The organism is Leptolyngbya cf. ectocarpi LEGE 11479 (assembly GCF_015207065.1).
GTDB classification, from domain to species: domain Bacteria; phylum Cyanobacteriota; class Cyanobacteriia; order Phormidesmidales; family Phormidesmidaceae; genus Leptothoe; species Leptothoe ectocarpi.
This window is the reverse complement of the sequence record NZ_JADEXP010000227.1, coordinates 1-10,575: the sequence shown is the minus strand read 5'-3', so window position 1 is coordinate 10,575 and position 10,575 is coordinate 1. Positions and strand designations below refer to the sequence as shown.

At 49.1% G+C, this 10,575-nt stretch carries 7 protein-coding genes; 5 read left to right on the top strand and 2 right to left on the bottom strand.

Features of this window, described 5'->3' with window-relative positions; all coding sequences use genetic code 11:
* The coding region (locus tag IQ260_RS20565) for a class I SAM-dependent methyltransferase (RefSeq protein ID WP_193994966.1) at nucleotides 1-1,385 on the top strand (1,385 nt) is incomplete at its 5' end.
* A 91-nt stretch (nucleotides 1,386-1,476) separates the two neighbouring features.
* On the opposite strand, the gene IQ260_RS20560 is transcribed toward IQ260_RS20565, so the two are convergent.
* Nucleotides 1,477-3,411, bottom strand: a complete 1,935-nt coding sequence (locus IQ260_RS20560) for a phosphotransferase (RefSeq protein WP_193994965.1) — start codon at nucleotides 3,409-3,411, stop codon at nucleotides 1,477-1,479.
* Nucleotides 3,412-3,509: 98 nt separating this feature from the next.
* Nucleotides 3,510-5,006 (bottom strand): S-layer homology domain-containing protein, encoded by a 1,497-nt coding sequence (locus tag IQ260_RS20555; protein ID WP_193994964.1) that lies wholly within the window; start codon nucleotides 5,004-5,006, stop codon nucleotides 3,510-3,512.
* Nucleotides 5,007-5,645: 639 nt separating this feature from the next.
* Between IQ260_RS20555 and metK the strand changes: the two genes are divergently transcribed.
* The 4 genes from metK to IQ260_RS20535 all read left to right on the top strand — a co-directional run bounded on the left by metK (nucleotide 5,646) and on the right by IQ260_RS20535 (nucleotide 10,525).
* Nucleotides 5,646-6,800 carry a methionine adenosyltransferase gene (gene metK, locus IQ260_RS20550; RefSeq protein ID WP_193994963.1) on the top strand — a complete coding sequence of 385 codons (1,155 nt, stop codon included), beginning with the start codon at nucleotides 5,646-5,648 and terminating at the stop codon, nucleotides 6,798-6,800.
* A 166-nt stretch (nucleotides 6,801-6,966) separates the two neighbouring features.
* Nucleotides 6,967-8,352 carry an adenosylhomocysteinase gene (ahcY, locus tag IQ260_RS20545; protein WP_193994962.1) on the top strand — a complete coding sequence of 462 codons (1,386 nt, stop codon included), beginning with the start codon at nucleotides 6,967-6,969 and terminating at the stop codon, nucleotides 8,350-8,352.
* Between the two features lie 458 nt (nucleotides 8,353-8,810).
* Nucleotides 8,811-9,755 (top strand): GDP-L-fucose synthase, encoded by a 945-nt coding sequence (gene fcl, locus IQ260_RS20540; RefSeq protein WP_193994961.1) that lies wholly within the window; start codon nucleotides 8,811-8,813, stop codon nucleotides 9,753-9,755.
* A 17-nt stretch (nucleotides 9,756-9,772) separates the two neighbouring features.
* On the top strand, nucleotides 9,773-10,525 hold the full coding sequence (locus IQ260_RS20535; RefSeq protein WP_193994960.1) for a serine/threonine-protein kinase: 753 nt from the start codon (nucleotides 9,773-9,775) through the stop codon (nucleotides 10,523-10,525).
* Nucleotides 10,526-10,575 lie beyond the last annotated feature (50 nt).

Here is a 10,575-nt window from a genome sequence, read left to right as displayed (position 1 = left end):
ACTGCGAGCTGGGCTGTGGCCAAGGGTTCACCACCAACATTTTGGCAGCCACCAATCCCCAGGGAGAATTTTGGGGGATGGATTTTAATCCCACCCATATAGTAGAAGCACAGCGACTAGCAGACGCGGCCCAATTAAAAAATATTCGGTTTTCAGACCATAGCTTCGTCGAATTCTTAGAAACCGATACCCCTGCGTTTGACTTCATTGCGCTCCATGGAGTGTACTCGTGGGTTGGGGATGAAAACAGACAAACCATTATTGAGTTATTGCGTCGCAAGCTCAAGGTGGGTGGCGCTGTTTATATTAGCTACAACGCTCTGCCCGGCTGGTCATCACTGCTGCCGCTGCGAGAACTGATGATTCAATATACGGGGGGTGGCAACGACTCCACCCTGCAGAAAGTAGAAAAAGGATTTGCTTTTGCCCATCAGCTTCAGGGGCTAAAGGCTCGGTATTTTCTGGAAAATCCTACGGTCAAGCACGATCTAGCTGAACTTCAAGGAGACTCTCGTAACTATTTGGCCCATGAGTACTTTAATAGTGATTCACGACCGCTCTACCATTCTGAAGTGGTACAGCATCTAGACGCGGCCAAGCTGTCATTTGCTACATCGGCTGATATTGACGATCAGTTTTACAATCTGAAGCTGGATCAGGCTCAACTAAAGCTACTTGAAGATATTTCGGACCCAACGCTGCGGGAAACGATTCGTGATTTTTTGTTTAACTCTCGATTTCGCAGAGACTTGTTTATCAAAGGTCCCGTTAAACTTACAGGCTTAGAACAGATAGAATTGCTAAGCAAGTTTCGGTTTGCCCTGATGGTTCAACCTGAGGACATTGAATACGAAATTGAGCTAATTGATCGCCAGATCAAACTGGACGAAACAATTTATAAACCTCTGATTGAAGCGTTGGCAGATGGACCACAAACGTTACGAGAGTTAATGAAAAAACCGGCACTGACAGCCATAGATTTTTCGTCTATCTGTCAGGCACTTAAGATTCTCATTACCGATTACAGCGTTGCGCCAGCGCTGCCGGAGGCCAAAAGTGATGCTCGTAAACAATCGGTTGAAAAACTCAATGCAGCTATTCTCAAACGGGCACGCTTTGGTGCCGATACCCAGGTGCTGGCCTCTCCCATCACTGGCAGCGGCGTTGATATCAGCCGTTCAGAACAGCTGTTTCTTTTGGCTCACATGCGCGGTGTGGATCCGGTCCCGTTTATTTGGACAATCCTACAGGTCCAGGGGGAAAAACTGCTCAAAGATGGTCAGGTGTTAGAGTCTCCAGAAGCAAATCAGGCTGAGCTAAAACGGCAGGCAAAGCATTTTACCGATGTTCGTCTGCCCCTATTGCAACGCCTGGGTCTGGTGTAAAAGAGATCGGGCTAATGACAGACGCTACCCCTCTCAAAGCGGCTATTAGAGGACTGAGGGCAGTTAGAGGACTTCGACTCCGCTCAGTCCTCTAACTGCCCTCCTGAGCCAAAAATGTCTCCACCTCTGTTGCTGTTTCCTGCAGATCGGCTGCCAAGGTAGACCGAAAAGACGGATGGTCCTGGGCTCGATTGACTCGCCATAGGGCCAGAGTGACCTGCTGAGCTGCCATAAAAGTCGCAATATGGGGCAGCTGCTCTTTTGGAAACGCGCGCACCTGAGTATAACCCGACAATAATTTCTCACAACACTGTTCAAATCTTTGACTTTGGGAGAAATAGCTCAAAAATCGAGCCAGATCGTATCCCCAATAGCCATACCCACAGTCGGCAAAGTCAATGGGACAGATTTGACGGTTGCTCACTAAGAGATTACCTAACCATAGATCGCCGTGGATTAATCCAAACTGATGGCGTTCTTCTCCGAGGGATGCCATGGTGTGCTTGACCTGCTTACTTACGGTCTCAAACAGACCACGATAGGCCTGTGGCATTAGTTCCCAGACTCTAGCACCGTTGTTGCTGTACCCTGCACCCTCTCCAAATAATCCATTCCAGTTCCAGGATGGTCTGGTAAATGTGTCTGGGGGACTCCAACGGTGGGCATGATCGTGCATTTTTCCGATCAGCTGCCCGACCAATTCAATGTCTTGTAAGTTACTGGGTCTAGCCTGGTCTAGCAGCGATGCTCCCTTGATCCATCGAGTCAGTGAGCACACCCGATCAGAAATATCTGAGGTGCGAGCGATTGTCCAAAGTTTTTGATCTAACGTGGGTATAGGTTCGGGCACTGGCAGCTTGGCAGCTAGCGATCGCAACCAGACTAACTCCGATGCAATCGCTTCATGGGACAGATAGCTGGCCCGATGGATTCTAAGCACAAACCGGTTCGACACGTAGGGACTATCTGCCGATATTTCTGAAGTTAGCTCGGGTACGACTACAGAAAAGACCGTATTATCGCCGTGGGTAATCAATTTAAGTTGGGCTTGCTTAAACCCGTAACTTGCCAAGGCAATTTTGGCCAGCTCTCCCAGCGTTTTAGACTGTTCTGCAGACGTTAATTGTTCGAATTCTTTATAGGTTCTGTTACTACCGACGGCGGGCAACGTCTGCTGCAGTCCTAAAGATTCTCTCTGCCGTTCAAACAAGAATTTATAGGGTTCGGGTATTTTCTGATACTCCTGCTTTGTCAGTAGAATTCTGGCCTGTTGCTCGTAATTGACGGCTTCCTGAAACCAGGAGCGATAGTAGTTGAGATAGAGAATCGGTCTGACCTGATTAGAAACATTAGCAGTGCCACCGTGTAGCAGCTGATAGTCCATCAGGTAGCATGATCCCGTCGATACATATGGGGTGTCGGCATCTTGCCTGCTCAGATTTTGAGAGGAATACTGACGGTGACTGCCTTTCCAAACTCGGGTGGAACCGGTTTCTGGTGTCAGATCCACTAAGGGAATCACTAAGGTGATAGCAAAGCTGGGAATTTGGGTATCCAGTTCCTCATTATCAAAGAGGGATGGGTGATCTCGATGAACATGTTGAGCCTTGGAGCCTGGTAGAGAAATAACAGCACCAAAACTACCGAGAACAAAGCCGGTTCCCAGTAGCGATCGCATCAAATGCAGCAAAAATGGATTGCCGTAGAGATCTGGATTATTAAAGGGTGGAGCAATATCGACAGTCAGCATGCGCCGCTTATCCCCCACTTTTAGGGCATCGGCATAGTCCTTGTCTTCAAAATAGACTTGGTAGCGTTCTACAAAGGATGTCTGCAGGTTTGTAATTAACTCTTTAGAAAACAGGTTTTTAATCAGTAGCACACCGCTAGTTTCAAACAGGCCTTGGGCCGCTTTAACCAACTGTGGGTTAGTTAATTCTTGCGATGGTAAATTTGTGGGCAAGTGGATAGTAGGTGCCTTGTTTGAACTGGCATTTTTGTAAACTTGAACCACAAAGTCAGACATCGGACACAGGTTAACGGGGGTGCTATGAAATTTTAAGCCTTCTCCCAACGTTGAGAGAAGGCTTAGGAGAGATTGTTTTGATCTTAATCCTTGGCAGGTTAGTTGAGAATATAACTGGAGTTAACCTGCTCGACTTGCCCCATGCTCACAAGCGCTTGATGCACAAGGCCGCAGGTTTCAGCCCGTGAGATGGCACGGGTGAGGTTGAGGGTGCTGACACTGGGGTAGTTAACGAGAATACCTCTTTCTACCAACGCCGCGATATAAATTCGATACTCGGTGGGAATGGTATTGGCGTCGGTAAAGACACTGAGGATTTCGTCAACGCTCTTGCTAGAGGAAATTTCGGTGTAGTTAAGACCTTTTGCGATCGCAACCAGCACATCCAGCTTTGTCAGCGGTTGATTAGGGTCAAAGGTGTTATTTGTAACATCGACAAAGCCCATGGAATAAGCTTTCTGAATCGCGCTGTAGGCCCAATAGCCTCTAGAGACGTTACGAATAGAAACCGTTTCCCTCACCGATGACATATTAAACGCCCGACTGACAATAGCTGCAAAATGGGCGTGGGTCAGATTGTTATCCGGTAAAAAGAAACCATCAGGAAAGCCGCTCACAACCTGTAATGTAGCCAGACGATAAATAAAGCTGCTAGCCCAGTAGGATGTACTCACATCAGAAAAGACAACCTGAGTCTCATCATCCAAGACTTGGATTAACGTAGAAGAACTACAGTCTCTTGCCTCGTCTCCAGTCGTTGCAGTGCCCTGAATAAAAACTTCGCTACCGCGCTTGCACTTTTTAGATTTTTTACCCCGTTTACCGCGCTTGCACTTACCACCTTTACCCTCATAGACCACAATGTAGGCTTCATCATCATCGTCGAGGGTCCCAGTGACAATCGCCTGGCCGCTGGTTCGGTCAACCACGACATCCGTGTAATTAATATCCACAGAAGACCGATATTGGAAGGTCAGTTCGCTACTCACAGCCCTTGAAACCGTCAGACTGCCCAGTTCATTCCCTACCGAGATAGACTCAGTAACCGTTTGAGAAGATGTGCTGGAGTATTCAACCGTTTGTAGAGCAGAGGCTCCAGAGAAATAAGCAGTTTCGTCTTCAAAAATTTGAATCAGGGTATCGGAGCGAAAGTCCCCAGCTGCGATAAATTCTTCGCCCGCAAAAATAGTGCCCTGAAAAAAGACATCACAGCTTCGCTTCGCTCTTTTAGCCTTCTTTGCTTTTTTAGCCTTTTTAGCTTTCTTTGTTTTTTGGCGCTGACTAATCTCGATATCCTCAACTAGCTCATAGGCTTCGCCACTAGTAGAAATATCAACAACTTGGGTCGTAGCGCCATCACGGGTGCCAATATCTTCAGGGGGAAGATACTGAAACGTTAGTTTTCTGGAACTAGCAGCATTGTGCTCGTCTAGCATGGCTGGCTTATCCTGTTCAGCCATGCCATCGGTCGGTGCGAATTGTTCAATCGCCGCTGTATCGTCCCCTAAACTCGAATCCGTCGACCTGACAGTACTTCCAGCCTCCTGAATAATACTTTGAGCCAGCGCTGTAGCCGGGTTTGCCGCAAATCCCAAACATAAAACTAAACATCGGATTAATTTGAATTTTGAAGAGTTGCTTGACATATTACTTCTAACCATAGAGATCAATCGAGGTAAGGCATTGTCAGGTTAGTAGTGCCGTGTTGATCAACCCATATAAGACAGTTAATAAACTCGTCAGCTCAAGAGGCATGAAGCACGAGTCAGTTTTTTTAACTTATTTCCAAGTTATTTCAAGTCAGAAAAATCAAAGAAAACAAAGACTAAGCGTCTTTATTTAAAGCTTATATAAAGTGATGAACTTATCCTGATGCGTATATTGAGGGTTACCTTACCACGGCATGTCCGCTAACTCATAAGCCCAGGGACAGAGTTGCAAAGTGGCCCCAGAAAAGTCCAAAATCGAGAGAAAAAGACGGTAACGACCGCCTCCATGGAGTTCTCTTCTGGAACTCATGCTATGCCTTTAGCCATCTCGCTAGGTGTATGTGACGGATATACATGACAGATATGTGGACGCTAGATGTAGCTGATGTGCCGTCGCTGCGACACACGACGGCACATCAGCTACATGCAACATTAACGATTGGAACCGTATCAACTAATATAAATTAGCCGTTATTCGTAATTGCTGCCCCTAGGCCGTTCCACTATCTGTAATTCCCATTTGCCATGAGTTTATACAGCACCTTTACCTCAGAGTCCGTATCAGAAGGCCATCCCGATAAAATGGCCGATCAGATTTCTGACGCCATTCTAGATGCCTTACTAAAAGACGACATCCACTCCCGTGTCGCCGTCGAAACCATGGTCAAAACCGGCATGGCCATCGTTGCCGGCGAAGTCCGCACCAGCACCTATGTCGACCTCGAAGACATTGTCCGTGATGTCATCCTTAGTATCGGCTACGATAGCTCAGACGTCGGTTTTGACGGAGCCTCCTGCGCCGTCATTAACGCCATTGGTAAACAATCTGCCGATATCGCCATGGGTGTCGATGAAGCCGCAGATAAAGACCTCGGTGCCGGTGATCAGGGTCTTATGTTTGGCTATGCCACCAACGAAACTGATGTTCTGATGCCTGCCCCCATCTACTACTCTCACCGTTTAGTAGAACGTCAGGCCCAGCTACGCAAAAACGGTGTGCTCACCTGGCTCCGCCCCGATGCCAAAAGCCAGGTCACGCTGCGCTATGAAAATGGCAAACCCGTCGCCGTTGATGCTGTTGTCCTCTCTACCCAGCACGACCCAGATATCGCCCTCGGCGACATCCGCGAAGCCGTCATGGAAGAAATCATCAAACCTGTCCTGCCCAACGACTGGTTCCATGCCGGTACCCAGTACCACATCAACCCCACCGGCCAGTTCATCATCGGTGGCCCCGTCGGTGACTGTGGCCTCACCGGTCGTAAAATCATTGTCGATACCTATGGCGGTATGGCCCGCCACGGCGGTGGCGCTTTTTCAGGTAAGGATCCCTCCAAAGTAGACCGCTCCGCTGCCTATGCTGGCCGCTACGTGGCTAAAAATATCGTTGCTGCCGGATTAGCCGACCGCTGCGAAATCCAAGTATCCTATGCCATCGGTGTGGCCGAACCCACCTCCATTTCCATTAATACCTTTGGCACTGGCAAGCTCAGCGACGACACCATCGTCACTCTAATTCGCGATACCTTCGATCTGCGACCCCAGGGCCTGATTAACATGCTCGACCTGCGACGTCCCATCTACGGTCCCACTGCCGCCTACGGGCACTTTGGTCGCGAGCTACCCGACTTTACCTGGGAAAAGACAGATAAGGCGGAACAGCTGAAAACAGCCTTGTAAAGAGGATAGGATCTACCAGGGATTTTCTCAGACTGAATGGGAAACATTCCTGGCAGCCTACCTTTGTCTACTACCCAGAAATTCATCTGACGGCATAATGAATAGGTTGGTCAGATAGCAATTGCCCCTAAGACCCGAGACCCAAGAACTAAGAACTAAGGAGCCCATGAGCGCACAAACACTTACCAGAGATTACAAGGTAGCTGATATTAACCTGGCCAGTTGGGGTCGTAAAGAAATTGCCATTGCCGAAGGTGAAATGCCGGCGCTGATGGCTATTCGTAAAAAATATAGTGATGCTACGCCCTTGGCTGGAGCCAAGATCATCGGCTGTATTCACATGACCATCCAGACTGCTGTTTTGATCGAAACCCTAATCGAGCTAGGGGCAGAAGTCCGCTGGTCTTCCTGTAATATTTTCTCTACCCAGGATCATGCGGCCGCTGCCATTGCTGAAGCTGGTGTGCCCGTTTTTGCCTGGAAGGGTGAAACTGAAGACGAGTATATCTGGTGTATTGAACAGACCTGTCGTACCCCTGAGGGTAAGCTTTGGGAAGCCAATATGATTTTGGATGACGGCGGTGACCTCACGGGCCACATCCACGAAAAGTATCCCGAAATGCTGGCCAATATCCACGGTGTTACCGAGGAAACCACCACGGGTGTGCATCGCCTGTATGAAATGCTGGAGAAAGGCGAACTCAAGATTCCCGCCGTCAATGTTAATGACTCTGTTACTAAGGCCAAAAACGACAATAAGTATGGCTGCCGCCACAGTTTAAATGACGCCATCAAGCGTGGAACTGACCACCTGATGGCCGGTAAAAAAGCCCTCGTTATTGGTTATGGCGATGTCGGTAAGGGGTCCGTTGCCTCTTTGCGCCAGGAAGGGATGATCGTTAAGGTGGCAGAAGTAGACCCGATCTGTGCCATGCAGGCTTGCATGGACGGTTTTGAAGTCGTTTCTCCCTACCTCAATGGTGTTAACGACGGTACAGCGGCTAGTCTGAATGCTGATTTATTGGGTGCAACCGATCTGCTGGTTACGGCTACCGGTAACGTTAATGTCTGTGATGCCCATATGCTAGCGGCGCTAAAGCCCAGCGCTGTCGTCTGCAACATCGGTCACTTTGATAACGAGATTGACACGGCCTATATGCGTAAAGCCTGGCAGTGGGAAGAAGTCAAGCCCCAGGTGCACAAGGTGTATCGTAGCGATGACCCCCAGGACTTTTTGATCCTGCTGGCTGAAGGTCGTCTGGTCAATCTGGGTAATGCCACCGGTCACCCTTCTCGGATTATGGATGGGTCGTTTGCCAACCAGGTCCTAGCGCAAATGTTTTTGTTTGAGCGCAAGTTTGCTGACAAGACTGATGCTGAGAAGGCCAATGCCATTACTGTGGAAGTGCTGCCCAAGCATCTAGATGAAGAAGTGGCTCGCTATATGGTCGAAGGCTTTGGCGGGGTGATCACTCAGCTGACTGAGACCCAGGCAAGTTACATTAATGTACCTGTAGAGGGTCCCTTCAAGACCGACAGCTACAAGTATTAAGGCCGTTCGGCGGTACCCCGTTGCCATGTGAGATCTAGTTAAAATGGGACAAAGCCTTCCTCCATCACAAGAGGAAGGCTTTGTATTTTCGGTTTATTCAGCCGGTCTGTGTCAGTCACTCTCGTTGTTGTTACAAACTAAACAACAACGAAGGCCACAATTAAAAACGACCTCTACACCAGTACTGTAACGATATAATATCCGGCGTTGCTGATCCTCGGGATGGTTTTATCTGCAAGATGCTGACACGTAGCATCTCTAACAGATCGGTTCATCCCTTAAATCAGCAACGGCAAATATCCTGATATCTGTTTGATAAACGGGTAGTATATTGCTGTCGGTAAAGTTTATATGAGTCTGCATAAGGGTCATCCTGCCACAATAGCCCAATCTATAAGCTGTAGATAAACTTAGGCTAGAAACAACCGCTTATTTATTCTTGTATATACACTTTTATTATGGAAAGTAATGCCAAGATCTACGTCGCTGGCCACAACGGACTCGTTGGGAGTGCTATTGTTCGGGCACTTAAAGACCAGGGCTACACTAACTTAATCTTAAAAAGTAGCCAAGAGCTTGATCTTTGTCGGCAGGCCGATGTCGAGGCGTTTTTTGAAGCGACCAAGCCTGACTATGTGTTTCTGGCGGCGGCAAAGGTTGGCGGAATCCATGCGAACAATACCTACCGGGCCTCTTTCCTTTACGACAATCTGATGATTGAGGCCAATGTTATCCACAGTGCTTATCAGGTGGGTGTCAAAAAGCTGCTATTTCTGGGGTCTTCCTGTATCTACCCAAAACTGGCTCCCCAACCCATGAAAGAAGAGCATTTGCTTACCGGGTCTCTAGAGCCCACTAATGAGCCCTATGCGATCGCAAAAATTGCCGGTCTCAAACTGTGTGAAAACTACTGCCGTCAGTATGGCGTCAACTTTATTTCCGCCATGCCCACGAACCTGTATGGCCTCAACGATAACTTTGATCTGGCCAACTCCCATGTCCTACCGGCGTTGATGCGTAAGTTTCATGAAGCGAAGCTAGCCCAGCAGCCCACGGTAGAGGTGTGGGGCAGCGGCAGCCCGCTGCGAGAGTTTCTCTATGTGGACGATCTAGCCGAGGGGCTGCTATTCCTGATGGACCACTACGATGGCATCGACTTTATCAACCTGGGCAGTGGTAGAGAAGTTTCCATCAAAGAGCTAGCAATCACCCTCAAAGACGTGATCGGCTACGACGGTGACATTGTCTTTGACAGTAGCAAGCCCGATGGCACTCCCCGTAAGCTGATGGATGTCTCCAAGCTAAGCGACCTGGGTTGGCAAGCCCAAACCTCCCTCAAGGACGGCATTACCAAAACCTATAACTGGTTTCAGCTACACTATGAGACTCTACGGGGTGTCTAGATAGCAGCAAACAGCCTATGGGGCAACGCCTGGCCAATCGATATCAGATTAAAAAACTTATGGGCCAGGGTGGCTTTGGGCAAGTGTTTCTAGCCCATGACGAGCAGTTGCCCGGTGCACCTGTCTGTGTGGTTAAACAGCTGCATCCTGTCTATATAGTTAGTCAGGAGAACAGCAATGCTCTAGAAACCGCCAAGCGTCTGTTTAATCTAGAGGCTGAAACCCTTTATAAACTGGGGGAACATCCCCAAATTCCCAGACTGCTGGCCCATATTGAGGAAGCTGGGGAGCTGTATCTGGTACAGGAGTATATTCCCGGTCGCTCCCTGGCGGATGAACTGGCTGCTGGCCCGATGGCAGTGGATGGGGTGGTCCACTGTTTGCAGGAGCTGCTGACGGTACTAGCCGCCGTTCACAGTCAGAATGTGATCCATCGGGATATAAAACCCAGCAATATTTTGCGTCGTCAGACTGGCGAGGAAGAGGCCCGACCAGAGACCCGACCAGAGACCGGCCAGCTAGTACTGATTGACTTTGGGGCGGTCAAGGCGCTGCAGGTAGACCCCGGACCTGGCGGTCGCGAACTCACGGTGGCCATTGGCTCGCTGGGATATATGGCTCCGGAGCAGCAGGCTTCTCGGCCTTGTTTTGGCAGCGATCTGTATAGTCTGGGTATGGTGATGCTCCAGGCGCTGTCGGGGCAGCATCCCATGGGGTTTGATTTGCCAGCGTCCTGTGCTGGGGTGGGGGTCTCAGTACCGCAGAGCTAGCTGAGTTTATTGACCGGTTGGTGTGTTTGGACCATCGGCAGCGGTATGGA

Excerpts from the sequence above, each read along its gene's own strand:
- metK (WP_193994963.1), top strand. The coding sequence starts at position 5,646 with ATGAGTTTATACAGCACCTTTACCTCAGAGTCCGTATCAGAAGGCCAT.
- IQ260_RS20560 (WP_193994965.1), bottom strand. The coding sequence starts at position 3,411 with ATGTCTGACTTTGTGGTTCAAGTTTACAAAAATGCCAGTTCAAACAAG.
- ahcY (WP_193994962.1), top strand. The coding sequence starts at position 6,967 with ATGAGCGCACAAACACTTACCAGAGATTACAAGGTAGCTGATATTAAC.
- IQ260_RS20535 (WP_193994960.1), top strand. The coding sequence starts at position 9,773 with ATGGGGCAACGCCTGGCCAATCGATATCAGATTAAAAAACTTATGGGC.
- fcl (WP_193994961.1), top strand. The coding sequence starts at position 8,811 with ATGGAAAGTAATGCCAAGATCTACGTCGCTGGCCACAACGGACTCGTT.